Here is a 22294-nt window from a genome sequence, read left to right on the forward strand (position 1 = left end):
GGGGAGAGGCTCGTCGGCCTCTCCCCACCTGTTCGGTCAGCGGATCCGGCGTGCCTCGGCCGGGCTGATCGAGCCCGCGCCGTGCAGCACGTGAGCGAGCACCTCGGCGCCGCGCACCACTCGTGGCCCCGGCCGGTTGAAGTAGGACGGACCGTCGAGCACCCACACCTCGGGCAGGTCGTCCCACCCCGGCAGGCCGGTCATCGCGTGGAGCTCGGCCATCGTGCGTTCCGGCGGGAACCCGCACGGCAGCAACAGGACCACGTCCGGCCGTGCGTCGAGGACCGCTTGCCACTCGATCGGCCTGGTGTGCTCACCGGGCGAGGCCAACAGCGGAATGCCTCCGGCACAGGTGATCTGCTCCGGCACCCAGTGCCCGGCGGGCCAGATCGGGTCCAGCCACTCGATCGCGGCCACCCGCGGCCGAGGGCGCCCCTCGACCTCGGCACGCACCGCGTCGAGCCGCGCCCGAAGTGCGGCGATCTGCGCCGACGCCGTGGTGCCGAGCGCGGTGGCCACCGTCTCCAGGCAGCCGAGCACCTCGCCCAGGGTCCGGGGTTCCAGGCTGAGCACCCTCGGTCCGGCGTCGAGCACCCGCACCGCCTCGGAGACCCGTTGGTAGGACACCGCGCACACGTCGCACAGGTCCTGGGTGAGCACGACGTCGGGTGCGAGCGAGGCGAGCAGTTCCGCGTCGATGTCGTACAGCCCGGAGCCCTGGTGACTCCCGCCCACCGCGGCGGAGATCTCCTTGCTGCTCAACACGTTCTGGTCGATGCCGGTCATGGTGACCACCGGGACGGAGCTCACCCCGGCCGGCCAGTCGCACTCGTGGGTGCGGCCGACCAGTGCGGTTAGCAGCCCCAACTCGGCGACGATGTCGGTCGCGGCGGGCAGCAAGGACACGATGCGCACGTGGTGAACCTACTCTATAACTTCAGTGTTGACTAAACTCAGTCCGCCGACATCTCGCTCGCGCTGTCCCGCCGGGCGGCCAGGAGGTGACGCAGCTCAGGGCTGGAGCCGCTCCGGCGTCCAGCCCTGCTCGTCACGGGTGTAGCGGAGCCGGCGGTGCAGCCGGTCCGGCCTGCCCTGCCAGAACTCGATGCCGTCCGGGACCAGCCGGTACCCGAACCACTCGTGCGGCCGGTCCAGCGGAACACCGCTCTCGACCAGCGACTCGACGCCCGCCCGCAACACGTCCTCGTCCTGCAGCGGCGCGCTCTGCAGCGACACCATCGCGGCGGCCTGGGCGGCGCGGGGCCGTTCCGCGAAGAGCTCGTCGGACGTTTCGGCCGGCAAGCGCTCGACCGAGCCCGTGACGGTGATCTGCTGCAGCGTCTCGCGCCAGTGGAAGTTCACCGCCGCGAACGGGTTCGCGGCCAGCTCCCGGCCCTTGCGGCTGCTGCTCGATCCGGCGAACACCAGCGCGCCGTCCTGAAGGTGCTTGAACAGCACCACGCGGCTCGACGGACGACCGGCGTCGGCGGTGGACAGCACCATCGCGAACGGCTCGCGCACCTCCCGGCGCACCGCGGCGTCGAACCACTCGGCCAGCAGCGCGATCGGATCGGCGGGTGGTGCGTCGAACTCGGGCAGGACCAGGGTGGCGTCACCGCTCAACGTCATGCCGTCACGCTAGCCGCACCCGATCATGGGCGGACGGGTCCTCCAAGCGGTCTACCGGGGGTTAGTGCTGCGGGCGCGGACGCACTTGGGAGAATCTCCGGGACCGCCCGGTCCAGCTCCAGGAGGATTGTTGATCCACAAGTTCTCGGTTCGCTCCGCCGGCGTCGCGGAGCCCGACATCCGCGAACTCGGCCGCTCGTGGGAGCTCGACGACCTCGAGGTGTGGCGCGACTACTACGTCGAGTTCGAGACCGACCCGGCCCCGGCCGCGCTGGCCGACGTGGCCGCCGTGCTCGGCGACCAGCTCGACGTCGAGGTCACCGTGGACCAGCCGCTGGAGCAGGGCGCCGTGCAGGTCGCCTACAAGCGCGGCGTGGTCGACAACGAGAGCGACTCGATCATCACCGTGTGCGGGCTGCTCGGCGTCAAGGCGCGCGCGGGCAAGGTCGCGACCACGTACCGGTCGGAGTCGCCGAAGCTGCGTGACCTGGTCGTGTCGACGCGGTTCAACGCGACGATCGAAGAGGTCCACGACGAGGAGCCGCAGTACGACACGCTCGTGCCGCAGGGCCACTACGAGCCCGCTGCCCAGCACGACCTGCGCGGACTCGACGACGCGGCGCTCGCCGAGCTGGGTCTGGCCGGTGGCCGCAACCTCTCGCTCGCCCAGATGAAGCACGTCCAGCACGTCCAGGTGACGCTCGGTGACGAGTTCGTCACGGACGTCCTGCTGGAGGCGCTGGACGCCCGCTGGAGCGACCACTGCGCGCACACCACGTGGAAGTCGCTCGGCAGCCTGCTCGGCCGGCTCGTCCAGGCCGCGAAGGACGTCGACAACCCCAACGTGCTGAGCATGTTCCACGACAACGCGGGCGTCTGGGACTTCTACGACGGCCACGCCATCGCGATCAAGGCCGAGACGCACAACGGCCCGTCCGCGATCTCCGGCTACTTCGGCCAGCTGACCAAGCTGGGCGGCGTGTTGCGCGACATTCTGGGCACCGGCCTGAGCGCCGACCCGATCGGCAGCTTCGAGTACACGGCGGTCGGCGAGCCCGAGGCCCCCGCGCCGATCGCGGGCCGGCCGGACGCGCGCAGGCTCGCCGGCGAGACGATCCGGGCGATCAAGGAGTACGGCAACACGTTCGGCGTGCCGATGATGTCGTCGCGCATGACGTTCCACCCCGCGTACCGCGCCAAGCCGTTCGCGCTCGGCGGCAGCATCGGCCTGCTGCCGGTGTCGGCGGCGCAGCGCGGCACCCCGCGTCCCGGTGACTTCGTCGTGCTGATCGGCGGCCTGACCGGCAACGAGGGCATCCACGGCGCGTCCGCCAGCTCGGCCGGCGCCACGATGGACACGGCCGCGGTGCAGATCGGCGCGCCGCTGGAGCAGGTCAAGTTCCGCAAGGCGCTGATCGAGCTGCGCGAAGAGGGCTGCATGAGCGCCCTGACCGACGTCGGCGGCGCGGGCCTGAACAGCGCTGTCGGCGAGATCGGCGAGGCGTGCGGGGTGTGGATCAACACCGCGCTGGTCCCGTTGAAGACCGCCGCGCTGCCGATGTGGCGGATCCTGCTGTCGGAGTCGCAGGAACGCATGCTGCTCGCGGTGCCGCCGGAGCACCAGGAGCGCGCGCGGAAGATCCTCGACAAGCACATGGTCCGTTCCACGGTCATCGGCCGGTTCGCGGACACGGGTCGCTACCACGTGTTCCACGCACCGGACCTGACCGAGGAGGCGCTGATCGCCTCCGCGCCGGACGCCGTGCCCGCGCACCAGGGCGAGACCGGCTTCGACGTGGCGTACGACCTGCTCGACATCGAGGTCGAACGCGTCGAGGTCGGCCCGCCGCCGCGTCCGTCCGGTGTGCCTTCGTGGCCGTCGCTGGCGCCGGCCGAGCTGGCCGGGCTGCTGGAGCAGGTCGTGTCCGACGCGGAGATCGCGTCGCAGCACCACGCCGACTCGCAGTACGACTCCACGGTCCAGGGCAACACCTTCTACGGCCCGCACTACGGGACCGTTCAGCAGGTCCGCACGGCCTACTGGGCGGGCACGCCGGTCGCGGGTTCGCCTGCAGCCGCCGTGCTGAACACCGCGTTCAACCCGTGGATGTTCGACGCCGACCCGGTGGCCGCGACGCGCCAGATGTTCTGCTCGGCGATCGCGGGCCAGGTGCTCGCGGGCGTCGCGGTGCACGACATCTGCATGTGCGACAACTTCTACACCCCGCACCTGTCGGAGAACTGGCGCGAGTGGCTGGTCGGCATGGTCGACGAGCTGGCCGTGCTGGTGCGCCACTTCGGCGTGCCGCTGATCTCCGGCAAGGACTCCTCGGCCGGTTCGGTGCACACCGACGAGGGCCTGGTCAGCGTGCCGCCCGCGGTGTTCCTGACCGCGCTCGGCAAGGTGCCGCACCACGACCACCTGCTGCGCGAGCAGTGGACCGCTTCGGACAACGTGCTCGTCCGGATCGGCCTGTCCACGTCGTCGCCGGTCGGCACCGTCGCCGCGCGCAAACTCGGCCTGGGTACCGGCGCACTGGACGACCTGGCACTGTCCGATGTGGACAGCTACCTGACCGCGCTGGCCGCGTCGAGGAACCTGTTCCGCAGCGGCGCCCGCATCGGTTCCGGCGGTGTGGCCGGAGTCCTCGCCCAGGGTGTGCTCGCGAGCGGCACCGGCGTGCGGCTGGAAACCGCGACCACCGAGTCGCTCTTCGCCGAGCACCGCGTCGGCGCGGTCGTCGAGGTGGCCCAGTCCGACGTCGCCGTCCTGCCCGCCGAGCTCAACCCGGTCGTGCTCGGCACCCTCGTTCCCGGCGCCGGCATCCAGCTCGACGGCACCGACCTGTTCACCCCGGCCGCGCGCGACGGCTGGCTCAACTCGTTCACGGCGAGGATCGCATGAAGCCGACCGTCAACGTCCTGTACCTCCCCGGCACCAACTGCCAGGAGGAGACCGTCAAGGCGTTCGCCGCCGCGGGCGCGATCCCGCGGCTGCGTTTCGCGGCCGATCTGCTGTCCGGCGACGAGCGCCTCGACGACGCGGACATCCTCTGCATCCCCGGCGGCTTCTCGTTCGGCGACCACCTCGGCGCCGGTGCCGTGGCGGGTGCGTTGCTGCGCAGCCACCTCGCGGACCAGTTCGAGGCCTGCCGCACCCGCCCGCTGATCGGCATCTGCAACGGCTTCCAGATCGCCGTGCGCGGAGGCTGCTTCGGCAAGGTGGGCCTGAAGGTGAACAGCTCCGGCACCTTCCGCAACGACGAGCACGTTCGCCACGTCGTCGAGGAGGACAACGACAGCCCGTGGCTCACGGGCCTCGCCGGCCAGACCCTCGAGTTCCCGTGCGCACACGGCGAGGGCCGCTTCCACCCCGACGCCGAGGGTGCCGCGTACCGAGTCGCGCTGCGGTACGAGAAGGAGTCGAACCCGGACGGCTCGTTCGACAACATCGCGGGCATCACCAGCCTGGACGGCCTCTCGTTCGGCCTGATGGACCACCCGGAACGGGCCGTGGACCGCGAGGTGCGGCTCGCGTTCTTCGAGAACGGCGTGCGCGCCGCCCGTTGATGCATTTCAGCTGGTGCTCGCGACCTCCGCGAGCACCAGCTGATCGTTAGCATGGCGACCGTGCGCGCCTTGTTCCCCGGCTCCTTCGACCCGGCCACCCAGGGCCACCTCGACGTGGCGCGCCGAGCCGCGGCCCTGTTCGACGAGCTCGTCGTGTGCGTCTTCACGAACCCTCAGAAGACCGGCCGCCTCGCGCTCCCCGAACGACTGGCGCTGCTGGCGGAGATGACCAGCGACCTGCCCAACGTCACGGTGGACTCCAGCACCGGGCGACTGCTGGTCGACTACTGCCGCGCACACGGCATCGGTGTGATCGTGCGAGGCACGCGCACCAAGCGCGACCTGGAGCACGAACTGCCCATGGCGCAGATGAACCTGCGCCTCAGCGGCATCGAAACGCTCTTCTTCCCGGCCGATCCCGTGCACGGGCACATCTCCTCGACGGTCATCGCGGCGACGGCTCGGCGGTAGTTCTCAGCCGGCAGCTCGCCGTTCCAGGAAGACGGTGTCGCGCCACACGCCGTGGTGCTGCGCGATGCGTTCGCGGACCCCGAGGGTGCGGAAACCCGCGGCGTGGTGCAGGGCGAGGCTGGCGCGGTTCTCGGGGAAGATCGAGGTCTGCAACGTCCACAGGCCGGCGTTGTCGGCGGCGGTGACGAGCTTGTGCAGCAAGGCTTTGCCGACGCCTCGGCCGCGGAAGCCGGCTCCGACGTAGACGGAGTGCTCGGCCACACCCGCGTAGCAGTCGCGGGTGGACACCGGTGTGGCCGCCGCCCAGCCCGCGATCTCGCCGTCGGTCTCGGCGATCCAGCGGTGGTCGCGCAGCCACTTGGCGTCGAGTGCTCTGCGTTGGGGGACTTCGGTTTCGAACGTGGCGTCGCCGGTGGCGATGCCCTCGGCGTAGATGTGGCGCACGGCGGTCCAGTCGTCGTCGCGCATCGCACGGACGGTGACGTCGAGCGGCAGGTTGTCCGGGCAGCACGGGCGCGGTGCGAGCACACCCATGACGACGTCGGCGGCGTGGGGGAGGCCGGTACAGCACGACGGGTTCACGGTGACGTGGGTGGCCGTGCCTTCCTTGTGCGACTTCAGGAAGCCGACCTCGACGAGCTTGCGCACGTGGTGGGAGCAGGTGGACTGGCTGATGCCGAGCAGTTCTGTCAGTTCGCCGACGGTCATCGCGCGGCCCGAGGTCGCGACGGCGTGCAGCAGCCGCACGCGGGTCGGTTCGGCGAGGCACGCGAACCAGTCCGCGTAGGTTGCGGCGTCCTCGGTGGGCAGGAGCGCCGGAGAGACCACTGTCATGAGCGAAGTATCGACGAGGATCGATGGTTGCGTCAATCGACCCCGATCGATAGAGTCCCGGTCCTGGTTCGAAAAGATTCGATGCAGGGAGTGTGCTGTGAGCGAGTTGCCAGTTGTCGTGGTCGGTGCGGGACCTGCGGGTTTGTCCGCGGCGGCGCATCTGGTCGAACGGGGCGAGCGGGTGCTCGTTCTGGAAGCGGGCGGCCGGGCCGGTGCGGCCGTGTCGCAGTGGAACCACGTCCGGTTGTTCTCGCGGTGGAGCGAGCTGGTCGACCCGGCCGCCGAGCGGTTGCTGGCCCAGGCGGGGTGGGTGCGCCCGGACGGCGGCCTGTATCCGACCGGTGCGGAGTGGGCCGATCTCTACCTGACGCCGCTGGCTGAGGTTCTCGGTGACGTGGTGCGCTTCGGGGCACGCGTGGCCGGGGTCGCGCGACGTGGCCGGGACCGGGTCGTCGACGCCGGCCGTGAGGACGAACCGCTGACGGTGCACGTGCGGACCGCTGCGGGCGAGGAGCGCATCGCGGCCCGTGCGGTGATCGACGCTTCCGGCACGTGGGGTTCGCCCAACCCGCTCGGCGGAGACGGACTGCCCGCGGTGGGGGAGCAGGCGGCGGCGTCGCAGATCAGCTACCGCGTGCCGGACCTCGCGCTCGACCGTGCTCGCTACGCGGGCAAGCGGATCGCCGTCGCGGGCAGCGGACACTCCGCGCTCACCGCGCTGGTGGCGCTCGCGAGCCTCGCCGAACAGGCACCCGGAACGAAGATCGTGTGGTTGTTGCGGCGCGGTGCCGTCGGCAACGTCTTCGGCGGTGGCGAGGCTGACCAGTTGCCCGCTCGTGGTGCGTTGGGGCTGCGGGCCAAGGAGGCGGCCGAGGCCGGTCACGTCGAGATCGTCTCCGGATTCCGCACCGCCGCGGTCGAACAAGGTGACGACGGCAGGCTCGCGCTGGAGTCGTTCGACGGCTATCGCGTCGAGGGGATCGACGAGGTCGTGGTGCTGACCGGGTTCCGGCCGGACCTGTCGTGGCTGTCCGAGATCCGGCTCGACCTGGACCCCGTGCTGCAGGCGCCCGCAGAGCTCGCGCCGTTGATCGATCCGAACGTCCACTCGTGCGGCACCGTCTACCCGCACGGCGAAAAGGAGCTGCGGCACCCCGAGCCGGGTGTTTACCTGGTGGGCATGAAGAGCTACGGCCGCGCGCCGACGTTCCTCGCGCTCACCGGGTACGAACAGGTCAGGTCGGTCGTCGCGGCGATCGCGGGCGATCACGAGTCGGCCGCGCGGCTCGAGCTGGTGCTGCCGGAGACCGGTGTGTGCGGTGGCGCCGGTGTGTTCGACGCCACTGAACAGGCGAGCGGCTGCTGCGGCGCGCCCGAGCCCGTCGACGTGACGATCGGCCTCGCGCCCAGTGCACGCTGACACGACGACGCGGCCCGGCCTTGAGGCCGGGCTGCGTCGGGTGCTGATCGTGTTGTGCACCACCGAGATCATCAGCTGGGGCGTGCTCTACTACGCCTTCCCGGTGCTGCTGCCGACCATCAGCTCGCGCACCGGGTGGTCGCTCGCGGCGATCACGGCCGGGTTCTCCGCGAGCCAGATCGTCGCGGGCCTGGTGGGCATACCGGTGGGCAGGCTGCTCGACCGGCACGGCCCGCGCGCCATCATGACCACCGGCTCGGTCGTGGCCGTGCTCGCCCTCGTCGCATTGGCGAGCGCGCGTTCGCTGGCCTTGTTCACGGCGGCGTGGCTGCTCGCCGGGGTGGCGATGGCCGGGATCTTCTACGCACCCGCCTTCGCCGCGCTGACCCGCTGGTACGGGCCTCGCCGGGTGTCCGCGCTGACCGCGCTCACCCTGGTCGCCGGGCTGGCCAGCACGGTGTTCGCGCCGCTGACCGCCGTGCTGAACACCGCGCTGGACTGGCGCGGCACCTACCTCGTGCTCGCCGGATTGCTCGCCGTCACCACGATTCCGCTGCACCTGTGGGGCTTGCGGCTGCCGTGGCCCGCGATCGAGCACGAGACCGCCCACACCCCGTCGGCGGTGGCGCGCAGCAGGCCGTTCCTCGTGCTCGTGGTCGCGATGAGCCTGGCCGCGTTCAGCGTGTACGCGGTGGTGATCAACCTCGTCCCGCTGCTGACCGGACGCGGCATGACGACGTCCGCCGCCGCGGTCGCGCTCGGTCTGGGCGGGGTCGGGCAGGTGCTCGGCCGGCTCGGTTACGCCAGGCTGGCCGCGCGAACCTCGGTGCGCACCCGCACGTTGGTGGTGCTGCTGGTCAGCGCGGTCGTGACCGCACTGCTCGGCGTGGTGCCCGGCCCGGCTCTGCTGCTGATCACGGGCTCGGTGCTCGCCGGGGTCGCGCGCGGGATCTTCACCCTGGTGCAGGCGACCGCGATCACCGACCGCTGGGGTTCTGTCCACTACGGACAGCTCAACGGCTTGCTCACCGCCCCGGTCATGCTCACCGCGGCGGTCGCACCGTGGGCGGGCAGCGCGCTGGCGGCGTGGCTCGGCGGCTATCCGGCCGTGTTCGTGGTGCTGGGCGTGATCGGGGTGGTGGCGGCCGCGTTGTCGACCGCGAGCGTGCCGCGCTAGCCGAGCAGTTCGGCCACCAGGCCACGCACCCGGCGGTCGATCTCGTCGCGGATCGGCCGGACGGCGTCGATGCCCTGACCTGCGGGATCGTCGAGCTGCCAGTCCAGGTAGCGCTTGCCGGGGAACACCGGGCAGGTGTCGCCGCAGCCCATCGTGATCACGACATCGGACGCCTCGACGTCCTCGGTCGTGAGCTTCGAGGGCACCTCGGCGGTGATGTCCAGCCCCCACTCGGCCAGTGCGGCGGCAGCGGCCGGGTTGACCTTCTCGGCGGGAGCCGAGCCCGCCGAACGAACGGCGATGCGGCCCATGCCGTAGTGCTGCAACAGGGCGGCGGCCATCTGGGAGCGGCCCGCGTTGTGCACGCAGACGAACAGCACCTCGGGAGTCTTGAGCACGGTGCAGATCACACCTCCTGTATCGACTTTTGTCAATCCAAGGAGCTAGGGTGATCGGCATGACGAGCCAGGACCGGACGCTGCTCGACTCGACGGCCGCCGCACGCCTGTTCAAGGCGCTCGGCGACCCGATTCGCGTCGAGCTGGTCAGCCTGGTGCGCCGCACCGAGGGGCAGGAGGCGTGCTTCTGCGACCTCGCTGACCGGTTCGACATGCCGCAGTCCTCGCTCAGTCACCACCTCAAGATCCTCGTGCAGGCCGGCCTGCTCAGCCGCGAGCGCCGCGGCACCTGGAGCTGGTACCGGATCGACAACGCCGCGTTCGACACCCTCGCCGCGGTGCTCGCGCCGGGTGGACCGTTGCGCGACGCCAGTGCCTGCTGCGACTGACCGGAGAACCTCGTTGAGCATCAAGGAATCCGCGGCACCTGACGTGCTGCACCGACTGTCCTTTCTGGACAGACTGCTGCCTGTGTGGATCGGCGTCGCCATGTTCGCCGGTGTGTTGCTCGGCCGGTTCGTCCCCGGTCTGCAGGGCGTGCTGGACGCGGTGAAGATCGGCGAGGTGTCGCTGCCCATCGCGCTCGGGTTGCTGCTGATGATGTACCCGGTGCTCGCGAAGGTCCGCTACGACAGGCTCGGCACCGTCACCCGCGACCGCCGCACGATGCTGTTGTCGTTGGTGCTGAACTGGATCCTCGGCCCGGCGCTGATGTTCGCCCTGGCCTGGATCTTCCTCGCGGACCTGCCCGAGTACCGCACCGGCCTGATCATCGTCGGCCTCGCCCGCTGCATCGCCATGGTCATCATCTGGAACGACCTCGCCTGCGGCGACCGGGAAGCCGCCGCGGTGCTGGTCGCGTTGAACTCCGTGTTCCAGGTCGTGATGTTCGGCGTGCTCGGCTGGTTCTACCTCGAACTGCTGCCGGGCTGGCTCGGCCTGGACACCGCCGCGGCCGGCTTCTCCGCGTGGGAGATCGCCAGGTCCGTGCTCATCTTCCTCGGGATCCCGCTGCTGGCCGGCTACCTGAGCCGCAGGCTGGGGGAGCGGTCACGCGGCCGGGACTGGTACGAGTCGAGGTTCCTGCCCCGCATCGGCCCGATCGCGCTGTACGGCCTGCTGTTCACGATCGTCGTCCTGTTCGCGTTGCAGGGCGGGACCATCACCGACCGGCCGCTCGACGTCGCCCGCATCGCCCTGCCGCTGCTCGTCTACTTCGCGATCATGTGGACAGGCTCGTACGCGCTCGGCAAGGCGTCCGGGCTGTCCTACGAGCGCACCACGACGCTGGCGTTCACCGCCGCGGGCAACAACTTCGAGCTCGCCATCGCGGTCGCGATCGGCGTGTTCGGCGTGACCTCCGGCCAGGCGCTCGCGGGCGTGGTCGGCCCCCTGATCGAGGTGCCGGTGCTGGTGGCGCTCGTCTACGTGAGCCTGTGGCTGCGCCGGCGGTGGAGTGCAACACCGCGCTGACTCAGGACGATTCACCCATGAGGGGGAAAGCAGACATGCGGAGGTACCCTCATGCGTGCGACCAGACGGCTCACCGCCGCTGCGGCGGTCGTCCCTCTGATTCTGTTCAGCCTGGCACCGGCGGCGTCGGCGGCACCGTTCTCCGTCGGCGCTGACGTGCTGGTCAGCGGCCCGTCGGCGCTGACCAGCTGCCCGTTCGGCGGCTCGGCGGCCTTCGCCGCCGCCTACGACGACACCGAGGTCGAACCCCAGGTCGCGGTCAACCCGGTCAACCCGGCCGAGATGATCGGCGCCAGCCAGCAGGACCGCTGGCCGGACGGCGGCGCGCGCGGCCTGAGCTCGTGGATCTCGCACAACGGCGGCGCGTCGTGGAGCAAGCTGCCGGACGTGCCGTGGAGCGCCTGCCAGGGCGGCCCGACCCGGTTCGGCCGCGTCACCGACCCGTGGGTGACCTACGACAAGGCCGGCAACGCCTACTTCATCGGCCAGCCCATCGACTCGGCCGAACTCGGCCTGTCCGCGATCTCGGTGACCAGCCTCGACCGGTCCACCGGCACCTGGCGGCCGCCGCAGATCATCCAGGAGGACAACGGCGACCGCTTCGTCTTCAACGACAAGGTCTCCATCACCGGCGACCCGACCCGCGCCGGCTACGCGTACGCGACGTGGCTGCGCGGGGCCTACCCCAACAACGGCAAGCAGAGCCCGACCGCGGATCTGCACTCGTTCGCCTACCGCGGCCAGGCGATGTTCTCCCGCACCACCGACGGCGGCCTGACCTGGTCCACCCCGGTGCCGATGCGCAACTCGAACACCTACCTGCAGGGCAACCAGATCGCGGTCGGCCCGGACGGCACGCTGTACGACGCCGCCGCGAACCTGTTCACCGGTGGCACCGTCAACGACAACGGCGTGTACATGAGCGTCATGACCTCCCGCGACGCCGGCCTGCACTGGTCGGCCCCCGCGAAGGTCGCGCCGCTCACGTTCGCGCAGCTGTTCGTGCCCGACGACAACTTCCCGATCCGCGCGGGCGACTACATCCCGGACATCGCCGTCGACATGACCAGCGGCGCGGTCTACGTGGTCTGGGGCGACGGCCTCGGCACCGCGGTGAACCGGGTCGTGCTGGCCCGCTCCACCGACGGCGGCCGGCACTGGAGCGGCCCGGCCGTGGTCGCCACCGGTGGCCCCGGCGTGCAGTCCTACAACCACGCGATCGACGTGTCGGACACCGGCATGGTGACCCTGACCTACTGGGACGACCGCAACAACGTGCTCGGTGACGGTGTGGCGACCACCGACATGTGGGTCCGCCACTCGCACAACGGCACGCTGAGCTGGGAGCCCGAACAGCACCTGCACGGCCCGTTCGACCTCTACCGGGCGCCGGTCTCGTACTTCGCGCCGGGCGATCCGAGGGGCTTGTTCCTCGGTGACTACATGGGGCTCGAAACGATCTCGGGCAACGCCACCATCGCGTTCTTCACCTCGACGATCGCCGACGGAGCGGACGTGCACGCGGTGCGGCTGAACCACACCTGAGGGTCAATTCGGGCGAAGGTTCAGGGAGAACCCTGATGGCAGCTCGCGCGATCACGGGCAAGCTGTGGTTGTCAGGGGAGATCCGCAGTTCAGGGAGAACAATGAGCGAGTCCAAGTCCGAGTCCGCCCGTTCCGCCGTCGACTCGGTGGTCGACGCCGTTCGCGGGCTGGTCAGCGAAGGCATCAACCGCCGCGTGGTGGTGCGTGACAGCAAGGACGAGGTGGTGCTGGAGGTGCCGGTCGCCCTCGGGGTGGTCGCCGCGTTCGCCGCTCCGGTGGCCACGACGATCGGCGCGGGGGTCGCGCTGGTCAGCAAGTGCGGGATCAAGCTGGAGAACCGCCAGCCGGAGCCCACCGCCCAGCCCGCGACGACGGTCGAGTCCGAGCGGATCTAGATCAGATGTTCAGCAACGGGGCGTCGGTGACGGCGCCCCGTTCTCAGTTGCCGGCGTCCTCGAAGATCAGGAACGTCTTGGTCGACAGCACGCCCGGAATGGTCTGCAGCTGCTCCAGCACGACGCGCCGCAACGCGTTGTTGTCCTCGGCCCGGACGAGCAGCATCACGTCGAACTCGCCGCCCATCAACGCCATGTGCCGCACCTCCGGGATCGCCCGCAGCTGTGCCTGCAGATCGCGCCAGTTGTGCTGGCGCACCGTCATCGCCACGTAGGCCGACGTGGTCAGGCCGACCTTGACCGGGTCGACGCGGGCGGTGAATCCGGTGATCACGCCGTCCGCCACCAGCCGGTCGAAGCGGGCGTAGGCGTTCGCGCGCGAGATCGTCACGCGCTCGGCCAGTGCCCGGCCCGACAACCGGCCGTCGGCCTCCAGCTCACGCAGAATCCGGCGGTCGATCTCGTCCAGCTCGGTGTCCACGTGTCTCGCTCCCGAGGTCAGCAGGGCTTTGCATCAGGCCAACTGGTCCGGCTGAATCGTCCCAGGAAGTCAATCGTCTCGCGATAGCGCCCAGACCTGGCCGAACGACCGCCATTCTAGGCAACATTCCGGCTCATGAGTCAGCTCAAGGCGGCCCTCACCCCTGCGCGGTTGCTGGACGAGTCAGGACGACTCGTGCGCGGTGCCACGGCGCCCGACGCCGAGACCCTGCTCGAGGGCTACCGCGGGCTCGTGTTCGCCCGCCGCCTGAACGAGCAGGCCGGGGCACTGGTCCGCCAGGGACGGCTGGCCGTGTACCCGTCCTCGCGCGGGCAGGAGGCGTGCCAGGTCGCGTGCGCGTCGGTGCTCGAGGAAGGCGACTGGTTGTTCCCGACCTACCGCGACACGGCCGCGATCGTCGCCCGCGGGGTCGACCCGGTCGAGGCGCTCACGTTGCTGCGCGGTGACTGGCACTGCGGCTACGACCCGAACGAGCACAAGGTCGCGCCTCAGGCCACACCGCTGGCGACGCAGCTGCTGCACGCCGTCGGTGTCGGGCACGCCGCACGTCTGAAGGGCGAGAACACCGTCGTGATGGCGTTGTGCGGTGACGGCGCGACGAGCGAGGGCGACTTCCACGAGGCGTGCAACTTCGCCGCGGTGTTCCGTGTGCCGGTGGTGTTCTTCGTGCAGAACAACAAGTACGCGATCTCGGTGCCGCTCGCGCGCCAGTCGGTCGCGCCTTCGCTGGCGGCCAAGGCGATCGGGTACGGCATGCCCGGCATCCGGGTCGACGGCAACGACCTGCCGGCGTTGGAGAAGGTGCTGGGCGAGGCGGTCGCACGGGCACGCGCGGGCGAGGGGCCGACGCTGGTCGAGGCGGACACCTATCGCATCGACTCCCACACCAACGCCGACGACGCCAGCCGTTACCGCGCCGACGACGAGGTGAACGACTGGCTCCCGCGTGATCCGCTGCTGCGGGTCCGCACCTATCTCAAGGCCAAGGGCACCCTCGACGACGCGCGCGAACAGGAGATCGCGGACGCGGCGGAGGAGATGGCGGCAGCGGTCCGGGCCGGAGTCGGCGCCGAGACGCCCGTCGATCCCGAGGAGATCTTCGCCCACGTCTACGCCACCCCCACGCCGCAGCTGGCCGAACAGCGCGCGGTGCTGCGGGCCGAGCTCGAGGAGGCCTGATGAGCACCCCGAAGATGACCATGGCGCAGGCGATCAACGCCGCACTGCGGGACGCCATCGCCCAGGACGACTCGGTGGTCGTGTTCGGCGAGGACGTGGCCCAGCTGGGCGGGGTGTTCCGGGTGACCGACGGGCTGCACCGCGAGTTCGGTGAGAGCCGCGTGTTCGACACCCCGCTCGCCGAGTCCGGAATCGTCGGCATGGCGGTGGGCATGGCCATGAACGGGATGCGCCCGGTCGTCGAGATGCAGTTCGACGCCTTCGCGTACCCGGCATTCGAGCAGATCGTCAGCCACGTCGCGAAGCTCGGCAACCGAACTCGCGGCAAGGTGCGGCTGCCCATCGTGATCCGCATCCCCTACGCCGGTGGGATCGGCGGGGTGGAGCACCACTGCGACTCGTCCGAGGCCTACTACGCGCACACGCCCGGCTTGACCGTCGTCGCGCCCGCCACCAACGCCGACGCGTACGGCTTGCTGCGCGCGGCGATCGCGAGCCCCGACCCGGTGGTCTTCCTGGAGCCCAAGAAGCACTACTTCGCCAAGGAAGAAGTGGACGTGTCCGTGCCGGTGCCGCCGATCGGCCGGGCGGTGGTGCGCCGTCCTGGCAAGGACGCCACGTTGATCGCCTACGGCCCGTCCGTGCCGGTGGCGCTGGCCGCCGCCGCGCAGGCCGCGACCGAGGGCCGGGACCTGGGCGTGATCGACCTGCGCTCCATCGTCCCGTTCGACGACGAGACGGTGTGCGCCGAGGTCCGCCGGACCGGCCGGGCCGTGGTGGTCGCCGAGGCACCCGGCTTCGCCTCGGTGGCCTCGGAGATCGCGGCACGGGTCGGAGAGCGCTGCTTCCACCACCTGGAGGCGCCGGTCCGCCGGGTGACCGGGTTCGACGTGCCCTACCCCGCGCCGAAGCTGGAACACCACTTCCTGCCAGGGGTGGACCGGATCCTGGACGCCGTCGACACGCTGCAGTGGGAGGACGCCGCATGAGCGCCAGGGTGTTCGACCTGCCCGACCTCGGTGAGGGGCTGACCGAGGCGGTGCTGGTCCGCTGGCTGGTGAAGACCGGTGATTCGGTCGCGGTGGACGAACCCGTCGCCGAGGTCGAGACCGCGAAGGCGATGGTCGAGGTGCCCTCGCCGTTCGGCGGGGTGATCGCGCGGCTGCACGGTGAGGAGGGCGCGACCCTCCAGGTCGGCTCGCCGTTGATTTCAGTGAACAGCGCTGCCGAGTCCTATGTGGAGGAAGAGCGTGCCGGTTCGGGCAACGTCCTGATCGGATACGGAACGTCGGCGGCGACCACCTCCCGTCGTCGCCGGAAGGCTGTTCCGCGTTCCGTTGCGCACAACGGGGAACGTCCTGCGGTGCAGTCGCCGATCGTGCGCCGCCTCGCCCGTGACAACGGCGTCGACCTCACCGCGTTGTCCGGCACCGGACCCGGCGGCCTGATCACGCGCCGCGACGTCGAAACCGCGGCCACAAAGCCCGAACCGGTCAGTGATGTCGACCAGCGCACGGGCCTCCCGATCCGCACCCGTGTCCCGCTGACGGGCATGCGCAAGGCCGTGACCACGACGCTGACCCGCAGCCGCAGCGAAATCCCCGAGGCGACGACGTGGGTGGACGTCGATGCGACCGCGTTGCTGGAACTGCGCGCCGAACTGAAGGAAACCGGTGCGGCGCCGGGGATTCTGGCGATGGTCGCCCGGTTCGTCGTGGCCGGGCTCACCCGCTTCCCCGAGCTGAACTCCCGCGTCGACACCGAGCGCGGCGAGATCACCCACCTCGACGGCGTGAACCTCGGCCTGGCTGCACAAACCGGCCGCGGCCTCGTCGTCCCGGCGATCAAGGACGCACATCGCCTGAGCATGCGCGGCCTCGACACCGAGATCCGCCGGCTCACCACCGCCGCGCGCGAGGGCACCGCCACCGCGGCCGAACTCAGCTCAGGGTCGTTCACCCTCAACAACTATGGCGTGCTCGGGGTCGACGGCAGCGCCGCGATCATCAACCACCCGGAGGTCGCGATCCTCGGCATGGGCCGGATCCTGCCCCGCCCGTGGGTGGTCGACGGTGAGATCGTGGTGCGGCACCTCGTGCAGCTGTCGCTGGTGTTCGACCACCGCGTGTGCGACGGCGGCACCGCGGGCGGGTTCCTGCGCTTCGTCGCCGACTGCGTCGAGAACCCGAAGTCGGCGCTGGCTGACCTGTAGCGATCAGTTCGGCTGCGCGTCCCGGACCCCGAACCAGAGCTGGCGCAGCATCACGGGGTGCGCCACCGCGAAGATCAGCCTGCCGAGGTCGGGCGGTTCGCCGGCGAACCCCGACCACACCTCCACGCTGTGCCCGGCGTCGATGATCGCGGTGCGGAGCGTGGCCAGCGCCAGGCCGCGCTGCCCAGCGCCCGGTCCGCGTGCGAGAATCCCCGGTGAGGGGGAACGCATGCGGGTCGAGTTCGGGCTGTTGGGGGAGCTGCGGGCAACGGTCGGCGGGACGCCCGTCGAGCTGGGTCCGCCCAGGCAGCGGGCGGTTCTCGCGGCGCTGCTCGCGGACGTCGGCCATCCCGTTTCCGCCGCCGAGATCATCCTGCGCGTCTGGGGCGACGCTCCACCTGAGACGGTGTCGATCACGTTGCGCGCGTACCTCTCGCGGCTGCGCTCGCTCGGGTTCGACATCAGCAGGCACACCGGCGGATACCTGCTGCGGGCCGAACCGGACGCGGTGGATGTGGTGCGGTTCAACGACTTCCTCGCCGAAGCCGGGCGCACCGGGCAGAGCGCGACCTACCGCAAGGCGCTCGACCTGTGGCGCGGTGAGCCGTTCGCGGGCATCGCGGGGCTGGACGCGCAACGCAAGCGGCTCGAAGCGGCGCGGTTCGGGGCGGTGCTCGATCACTACGACGCGTTGCTCGCCGAAGGCAGGTACCCCGTCGACGAGCTGGCCGAGCTGAGCGTCGCCCACCCGGCGGACGAGCGGGTGGCGGGGCAGCTGATCACGGCGTTGCTCGCGACCGGGCGGCACGCCGAAGCGTTGGCGCACTACGAGAAGGTGCGCGCCTGGCTGGCCGACGAGCTCGGCGCCGACCCCGGTGCGGCGTTGCGCGAGCTGGGGAGGCGTGCGGCGCTCGAGAGCGCGGTGCCGCGGCAGCTGCCCGCGCGGCCGCCGTTGTTCAGCGGGCGGGCGGCCGAGCTCGCCGCCCTGGACAGCGCGCACCCCGCCGACACCGTGGTGATCTCGGCGATCGGTGGCGCCGGCGGGGTCGGCAAGACGTGGTTGGCGCTGCACTGGGCGCACCAGCACGTGGCCGAGTTCCCGGACGGTCAGCTCTACGTCAACCTGCGCGGCTTCGACCCGGCCGCACCGCCGGTCGAGCCCGCCTCCGTGCTGCGGGACTTCCTGGACGCGCTCGGGGTGGCCGCGGCCGAACGTCCGTCGCACGTGGACGCTCAGGCGGCGTTGTTCCGCGAGCTGGTGGCGGACCGGAAGATGCTGGTGCTGCTCGACAACGCTCGGGAGTCGGCCCAGGTCGAGCCGTTGCTGCCGGGTGGCAGGACCTGCACGGTGATCGTGACCAGCCGGCACCAGCTCCCCGGGCTCGTGTCCGCGCACGGTGCGGTGCCGTTGTCGCTCGACGTGCTGGACCCCGAGGATGCCCGTGCAGTCCTCATCGGACACATCGGCGCCGAACGAGTGGCCGCGGAACCCGCCGCGGTGGCCGCGTTGCTCGGCTACTGCGCCGGGCTGCCGCTGGCGCTGGGCATCGTCGGCGCTCGGGCCGCGCACAGGGCGCTGACCCCGCTGGCGGCCGAGCTGGAGGACGCGGCGGGGCGGCTCGACGGGTTCGGCACCGGCGACACCGCCCTGAACCTGCGCACGGTGCTGTCGTGGTCGTACGCGGCACTGTCACCAGGGGCAGCGGCGTTGTTCGGGTTGCTGGGCCTGCACCCCGGCGCGGACATCGGGCTGGCCGCGGTCGGCTCGCTGGCCGGGCAGCCGGCGGCGCGCCTGCGAAAAGTGCTGCGGGAGCTGGAATCCGCGCACCTCGTCACGCAGCACGCCGCGGACAGGTACCGGATGCACGACCTCGTGCGGTTGTACGCGGCCGAGGTGGCGGAGCCGGACGCGGAAGCCTCCCGCAGGCTGGTCGACCACTACGCCGCGAGCGCCACGGCAGCGGAGCGGACGCTCTTCCCGTCGCGTGTTCCGCTGCCGACCGAGCCCGTCGCGGTGGGGTGTGTGCCGGAGAACCCTGCCTCTCCGCACGCCTGGTTCGCCGTCGAGTACGCGAACATCCTTGCGGTGCAACGGTTCGCGATCGACCATCAGTTGGACGAGCAGGCCTGGCAGTGCGCGTGGGCGTTGACCACCTTTCACACCCACACCGCCAACATCGCGGATCAGCTCGCCGTGTGGAAGATCGCGCTCGAAGCCTCGCAGCGGATGGCCCACGTCAAGCGCGAGACGTTCGCACGTCGTTACATCGCAACGGCTTTGGCGCGAACCGGGGCGCACGGCGAGGCGATGCACCATCTCGAACAGGCACTGGCGCTGGCGGAACGCGCAGGCGACCACGCCGTGCAGGCACAGGTGCACTACGTGCTTTCCGACGCGTGGGCGACCAAGGGCGACAACTCACGCGCGCTGGAGCACGCGGCAGAAGCGTTGCGGTGCTTCGAGCACACCGGCCAGACCGGCAACATCGCCCAGGGCCTCACCGCGGTCGGCTGGTTCTCGGCGCTGACCGGGCGCTACGCCAGCGCGCGCGAACACTGCGAACGCGCCCTGGCGATCTTCGAGGCCAACGGCAACCAGGCCGGCGAGGCGGGCACGCTGGACACGCTCGGCTACATCGCCTTCCACAGCGGGGACTTCGCGGCCGCCGTGCCGTGGTACGAACGGTCGCTGGAGGTGTTCCGGGAGGTCGGCGACCAGCGTTACGAGGCCACCATCCTGGATCACCTCGGCGACGCGCACCGGGCTCTCGGTCGCGTTGACGAAGCACGCGCGGCGTTCACGCTGGCTGCTGAGCTGATGCGCGGCCAAGGCCGGGCGGACGAGGCACACACGATCGACGAGAAGCTGCGATGACGGCATTCCGCGTGCTCGGGCCGATCGGAGCGGAGGTCGACGGTGTCGAGGTGCCGCTCGGTTCTCCGCGTGAACGCCTGGTGCTCGCCGCGTTGCTGATGGACGTCAACCGCCCGGTGCAGGTCCCGCATCTCGTCACGCGGGTGTGGGGCGATGACGCGCCGCCGACGGCTGCGGCGACGTTGCGGAGTTACGTGTCGCGGTTGCGCGGCAGGGGAGTGGTGATCGAGCGCGCGTCGGCGGGCTACCAGCTCGTGACCGACCCTGAAGCCGTTGACCTGCACCGGTTCCGCGCGCTCGTCAGCCGTGCCCGCGCGGCCGCCGATGCCGAGGCGTCAGCGCTCTTCGCGCAGGCCCTGGCGTTGTGGTCGGGTGAGGCGTTCGCCGGCGCCACGACGCCGTGGTTCGCCGCCGCCCGCACCCGGCTCCACCTGGATCATCTCGCCGCGCGCCTGGACCACCACGACGTCCGGCTGCGCCTCGGTGAGCACAGCCGGATGGTCGGCGAGCTGACCGAACTGGCCGACCAGCACCCGATCGACGAACGTGTCGGCGCCCAGCTGATGCTCGCGCTGTACCGGTGCGGCAGGCAGAACGAGGCGCTCGAGCACTACCAGCGCATCCGCACCCGTCTGGTGGCCGAGTTGGGCACCGAACCCGGTCCGGCGTTGCGGCAGCTGCACGAACAGGTGCTGGCCGCCGCTCCGGCACTGGACCTGACCACCCGGCCGCGCGCGGTCCCGCGCCAGCTGCCCGCACCCCTGCGGGCTTTCCGGGGCCGCGACGACGAGTTCGCCCGCATCGGCCACACGCCGATCACGGTGATCAGCGGCGTGGGCGGCATGGGCAAGTCGTGGCTCGCGCTGCGCTGGGCCCACGCGCACCTGGCCGAGTTCCCCGACGGCCAGCTGTTCGCGAACCTGCGCGGCTTCGACCCGGCCGGTCCTCCAGTCGAACCGGCGGTGGTCGTGCGCGGTTTCCTGGACGCGCTGCGGATTCCGGCGGAGTCCATCCCGCCGGGCGTGCAAGCGCAGGCGGCGTTGTTCCGCGAGCTGGTCGCGGACCGCCGGATGCTGGTCGTGCTGGACAACGCGCTGGAGACCGCGCAGGTCGAACCGCTGCTGCCGGGCGGCGACTCGTGCACGGTCGTGATCACGAGCCGCCACCAGCTCGGCGGCATGATCACCAAGCACGGCGCGGTGCCCGTCACGCTCGGCGCGCTCGACGACGACCAGGCGCGCGAGGTGTTCGGCAGCCACCTGGGCGCGACCCGCACCGCCGCCGAACCCGCCGCCGTCGACGAGCTCGTGCGCTACTGCGCGGGTCTGCCGCTGGCGCTTGGCATCCTCGCCGCCCGCGCCGCGACCAAGCCGGCGTTCTCACTGGCGGTGCTGGCCGAGGAGGTCGCCGACGTGGTGACGCGGCTGGACGCGATGGACGCGGGGGAACGCCCGGCGAGCCTGCGCGCCGTCTTCGAGTGCTCCTACCGCGTGCTGGACCCGGACGCCGCGCGGCTGCTCGGCCTGCTCGCGCTCGCGCCGGGCCCGGACATCGGCCTGACGGCGGCGGCACTGCTGGCCGACCGCCCGCCGGCCGCGGTGCGCCCGGTCCTCGCCGCGCTGGAGCACGCCAACCTGGTCACCCAGTACCTCCCGAACCGCTACCGCCTGCACGACCTGGTTCGCCTCGACGTCTACGAACGCGCTGCGAAGGACATCCCGGAGCCGGAGCGCACCGCCGCGTTCCACCGCATGATGGACTTCTACCTCCGCGCCTCAGCCGACGCCGCACTCGCGTTCACCCCCGGCCGGAAGCTGATCGAGCAGATCCCGCCGCTGGACCGCCCGCTGCCGCTCGACCGCGCCACCGAGTGGTTCGACCAGCAACACCAGTCGCTGCTGGCGATTCAGCAGGGCGCGACCGACTGCCCGCTCTACGTGTGGCAGCTGGCCTGGTGCCTCGACCCGTACCTGCTGCGAACGGGCCGGGTCGACGAACACCTCGCCGCCTGGCGGGCGGGCCGTGCGGTCGGCGAACGCCTCGGCGTGGGCGAGGACCTGGCGCTGGCGTCCGTGCTGCTCGGTCTCGCCTGCACCCGCGCCGGCCACCACGACGAGGCGTTGCACCACTTGACCGACGCGCTGAACCGGAGCAGCGACGACCTGTACCGCGCCCACGCGTTCTCGGTGCGTGCGGCCGTGCGGGAGGAGCTCGGCGACGACGTCCGCGGCATCGCCGACGCGACCGAGGCGATGCTGATCTACGCACGGCACGGCCGCACCACCTGGGAAGCCAAGGCGCTCAACGGGATGGGCCGTCTGTCCGCGCGCCTCGGCGACCTCGCCAGCGCCCGTGCGTCCTGTGAGCGTGCGCTGGAGATGTTCCGCGCGTGCGGCGACGAGGAAGGCGTGGCGGAGACGCTCAACAACCTCTCGTTCGTCGCGCTGTGCGGCGGCGAACCCGAAGCGGCGCAACACCATGCGCGTCAGGCGCTGGAGCTGTCCCGGCGTCTTGGGTTCACCGCGGAGGAGAACACCGCGCGGCGACGGCTGGCCGAGTCGGCTGCTAGTGGCGCGACCCAGAACGTTGGCGGGTGATTCACGCTCAGTGGGAC

General features: G+C 71.1%; 20 protein-coding genes. 14 read left to right on the top strand and 6 right to left on the bottom strand.

The window, feature by feature from the left end; genetic code table 11:
* Positions 1–36: 36 nt before the first annotated feature.
* Positions 37–915: a cobalamin-binding protein gene (locus UK23_RS22935; protein WP_045313660.1), complete on the bottom strand. Its 879-nt coding sequence runs from the start codon at positions 913–915 to the stop codon at positions 37–39.
* 96 nt (positions 916–1011) lie between these two features.
* Positions 1012–1629 (bottom strand): phenazine biosynthesis FMN-dependent oxidase PhzG, encoded by a 618-nt coding sequence (gene phzG, locus UK23_RS22940; protein ID WP_045313661.1) that lies wholly within the window; start codon positions 1627–1629, stop codon positions 1012–1014.
* A gap of 130 nt (positions 1630–1759) precedes the next feature.
* On the opposite strand from phzG, the gene UK23_RS22945 reads away from it, so the two are divergent.
* Genes UK23_RS22945 through coaD form a run of 3 tightly spaced genes read left to right on the top strand, consistent with a single transcriptional unit; the run spans position 1760 to position 5670 of the window.
* Positions 1760–4534 carry an AIR synthase-related protein gene (locus UK23_RS22945; RefSeq protein WP_196777830.1) on the top strand — a complete coding sequence of 925 codons (2775 nt, stop codon included), beginning with the start codon at positions 1760–1762 and terminating at the stop codon, positions 4532–4534.
* Positions 4531–5199 carry a phosphoribosylformylglycinamidine synthase subunit PurQ gene (locus tag UK23_RS22950; RefSeq protein ID WP_045313663.1) on the top strand — a complete coding sequence of 223 codons (669 nt, stop codon included), beginning with the start codon at positions 4531–4533 and terminating at the stop codon, positions 5197–5199. The genes UK23_RS22945 and UK23_RS22950 overlap by 4 nt, the downstream gene beginning before the upstream one ends.
* 60 nt (positions 5200–5259) lie before the next feature.
* Positions 5260–5670 (top strand): pantetheine-phosphate adenylyltransferase, encoded by a 411-nt coding sequence (gene coaD, locus UK23_RS22955; RefSeq protein ID WP_052684954.1) that lies wholly within the window; start codon positions 5260–5262, stop codon positions 5668–5670.
* Positions 5671–5673: 3 nt separating this feature from the next.
* Here the strand turns inward: coaD and UK23_RS22960 are convergent, their stop codons facing one another.
* A complete protein-coding gene (locus UK23_RS22960) occupies positions 5674–6504 on the bottom strand; it encodes a helix-turn-helix domain-containing GNAT family N-acetyltransferase (RefSeq protein WP_045313665.1) in 831 nt (276 codons plus the stop codon).
* Positions 6505–6601: 97 nt separating this feature from the next.
* Here UK23_RS22960 and UK23_RS22965 point away from each other — a divergent pair, with 97 nt between their 5' ends.
* Positions 6602–7924, top strand: coding sequence for an FAD-dependent oxidoreductase (locus UK23_RS22965; protein ID WP_045313666.1), 1323 nt, complete (start codon positions 6602–6604; stop codon positions 7922–7924).
* Positions 7914–9101 carry an MFS transporter gene (locus UK23_RS22970; protein ID WP_052684950.1) on the top strand — a complete coding sequence of 396 codons (1188 nt, stop codon included), beginning with the start codon at positions 7914–7916 and terminating at the stop codon, positions 9099–9101. The genes UK23_RS22965 and UK23_RS22970 overlap by 11 nt, the downstream gene beginning before the upstream one ends.
* Here the strand turns inward: UK23_RS22970 and UK23_RS22975 are convergent.
* Complete coding sequence (locus UK23_RS22975) at positions 9098–9499, bottom strand: arsenate reductase ArsC (RefSeq protein WP_045313680.1); 402 nt, start codon at positions 9497–9499, stop codon at positions 9098–9100. The two genes, UK23_RS22970 and UK23_RS22975, sit on opposite strands and share 4 nt — an antisense overlap.
* Before the next feature lie 59 nt (positions 9500–9558).
* Here UK23_RS22975 and UK23_RS22980 point away from each other — a divergent pair, with 59 nt between their 5' ends.
* From UK23_RS22980 to UK23_RS22995, 4 genes are all read left to right on the top strand, one after another.
* Positions 9559–9888, top strand: a complete 330-nt coding sequence (locus UK23_RS22980; RefSeq protein ID WP_045313681.1) for an ArsR/SmtB family transcription factor — start codon at positions 9559–9561, stop codon at positions 9886–9888.
* 13 nt (positions 9889–9901) lie between these two features.
* Positions 9902–10972, top strand: a complete 1071-nt coding sequence (gene arsB, locus UK23_RS22985; RefSeq protein ID WP_045313667.1) for an ACR3 family arsenite efflux transporter — start codon at positions 9902–9904, stop codon at positions 10970–10972.
* Between the two features lie 51 nt (positions 10973–11023).
* Positions 11024–12517, top strand: a complete 1494-nt coding sequence (locus UK23_RS22990; RefSeq protein WP_045313668.1) for a sialidase family protein — start codon at positions 11024–11026, stop codon at positions 12515–12517.
* A gap of 101 nt (positions 12518–12618) precedes the next feature.
* Positions 12619–12912 (top strand): DUF4342 domain-containing protein, encoded by a 294-nt coding sequence (locus tag UK23_RS22995; protein WP_045313669.1) that lies wholly within the window; start codon positions 12619–12621, stop codon positions 12910–12912.
* 43 nt (positions 12913–12955) lie between these two features.
* Here the strand turns inward: UK23_RS22995 and UK23_RS23000 are convergent, their stop codons facing one another.
* Positions 12956–13393: an Lrp/AsnC family transcriptional regulator gene (locus UK23_RS23000; protein WP_082114891.1), complete on the bottom strand. Its 438-nt coding sequence runs from the start codon at positions 13391–13393 to the stop codon at positions 12956–12958.
* A gap of 135 nt (positions 13394–13528) precedes the next feature.
* Between UK23_RS23000 and pdhA the strand changes: the two genes are divergently transcribed.
* Genes pdhA through UK23_RS23015 form a run of 3 tightly spaced genes read left to right on the top strand, consistent with a single transcriptional unit; the run spans position 13529 to position 16805 of the window.
* Complete coding sequence (pdhA, locus tag UK23_RS23005) at positions 13529–14593, top strand: pyruvate dehydrogenase (acetyl-transferring) E1 component subunit alpha (protein ID WP_045313671.1); 1065 nt, start codon at positions 13529–13531, stop codon at positions 14591–14593.
* A complete protein-coding gene (locus tag UK23_RS23010) occupies positions 14593–15582 on the top strand; it encodes an alpha-ketoacid dehydrogenase subunit beta (RefSeq protein WP_045313672.1) in 990 nt (329 codons plus the stop codon). Before pdhA ends, UK23_RS23010 begins: the two co-directional genes overlap by 1 nt.
* Entirely contained in the window at positions 15579–16805 is a 1227-nt protein-coding gene (locus tag UK23_RS23015; RefSeq protein WP_045313673.1) for a dihydrolipoamide acetyltransferase family protein, read from the top strand. The genes UK23_RS23010 and UK23_RS23015 overlap by 4 nt, the downstream gene beginning before the upstream one ends.
* Before the next feature lie 3 nt (positions 16806–16808).
* Here the strand turns inward: UK23_RS23015 and UK23_RS23020 are convergent, their stop codons facing one another.
* Positions 16809–17036 (bottom strand): hypothetical protein, encoded by a 228-nt coding sequence (locus tag UK23_RS23020; RefSeq protein ID WP_045313674.1) that lies wholly within the window; start codon positions 17034–17036, stop codon positions 16809–16811.
* On the opposite strand from UK23_RS23020, the gene UK23_RS23025 reads away from it, so the two are divergent.
* Both UK23_RS23025 and UK23_RS23030 read left to right on the top strand, forming a co-directional pair.
* Positions 17035–19680 (top strand): AfsR/SARP family transcriptional regulator, encoded by a 2646-nt coding sequence (locus UK23_RS23025; protein WP_045313675.1) that lies wholly within the window; start codon positions 17035–17037, stop codon positions 19678–19680. The genes UK23_RS23020 and UK23_RS23025 overlap by 2 nt on opposite strands.
* A complete protein-coding gene (locus tag UK23_RS23030; RefSeq protein WP_052684952.1) occupies positions 19677–22277 on the top strand; it encodes an AfsR/SARP family transcriptional regulator in 2601 nt (866 codons plus the stop codon). The genes UK23_RS23025 and UK23_RS23030 overlap by 4 nt, the downstream gene beginning before the upstream one ends.
* Positions 22278–22294 lie beyond the last annotated feature (17 nt).

Source organism: Lentzea aerocolonigenes (genome assembly GCF_000955955.1).
Classification (GTDB): Bacteria; Actinomycetota; Actinomycetes; order Mycobacteriales; family Pseudonocardiaceae; genus Lentzea; species Lentzea aerocolonigenes_A.

Coding starts and splice junctions, on each gene's coding strand:
- UK23_RS22995 (WP_045313669.1), top strand. CDS start 12,619: ATGAGCGAGTCCAAGTCCGAGTCCGCCCGTTCCGCCGTCGACTCGGTG.
- UK23_RS23025 (WP_045313675.1), top strand. CDS start 17,035: ATGCGGGTCGAGTTCGGGCTGTTGGGGGAGCTGCGGGCAACGGTCGGC.
- pdhA (WP_045313671.1), top strand. CDS start 13,529: ATGAGTCAGCTCAAGGCGGCCCTCACCCCTGCGCGGTTGCTGGACGAG.
- UK23_RS22950 (WP_045313663.1), top strand. CDS start 4,531: ATGAAGCCGACCGTCAACGTCCTGTACCTCCCCGGCACCAACTGCCAG.
- UK23_RS22960 (WP_045313665.1), bottom strand. CDS start 6,504: ATGACAGTGGTCTCTCCGGCGCTCCTGCCCACCGAGGACGCCGCAACC.
- UK23_RS23030 (WP_052684952.1), top strand. CDS start 19,677: ATGACGGCATTCCGCGTGCTCGGGCCGATCGGAGCGGAGGTCGACGGT.
- UK23_RS22980 (WP_045313681.1), top strand. CDS start 9,559: ATGACGAGCCAGGACCGGACGCTGCTCGACTCGACGGCCGCCGCACGC.
- UK23_RS23015 (WP_045313673.1), top strand. CDS start 15,579: ATGAGCGCCAGGGTGTTCGACCTGCCCGACCTCGGTGAGGGGCTGACC.
- UK23_RS22990 (WP_045313668.1), top strand. CDS start 11,024: ATGCGTGCGACCAGACGGCTCACCGCCGCTGCGGCGGTCGTCCCTCTG.
- UK23_RS23020 (WP_045313674.1), bottom strand. CDS start 17,036: ATGCGTTCCCCCTCACCGGGGATTCTCGCACGCGGACCGGGCGCTGGG.
- UK23_RS23010 (WP_045313672.1), top strand. CDS start 14,593: ATGAGCACCCCGAAGATGACCATGGCGCAGGCGATCAACGCCGCACTG.
- phzG (WP_045313661.1), bottom strand. CDS start 1,629: ATGACGTTGAGCGGTGACGCCACCCTGGTCCTGCCCGAGTTCGACGCA.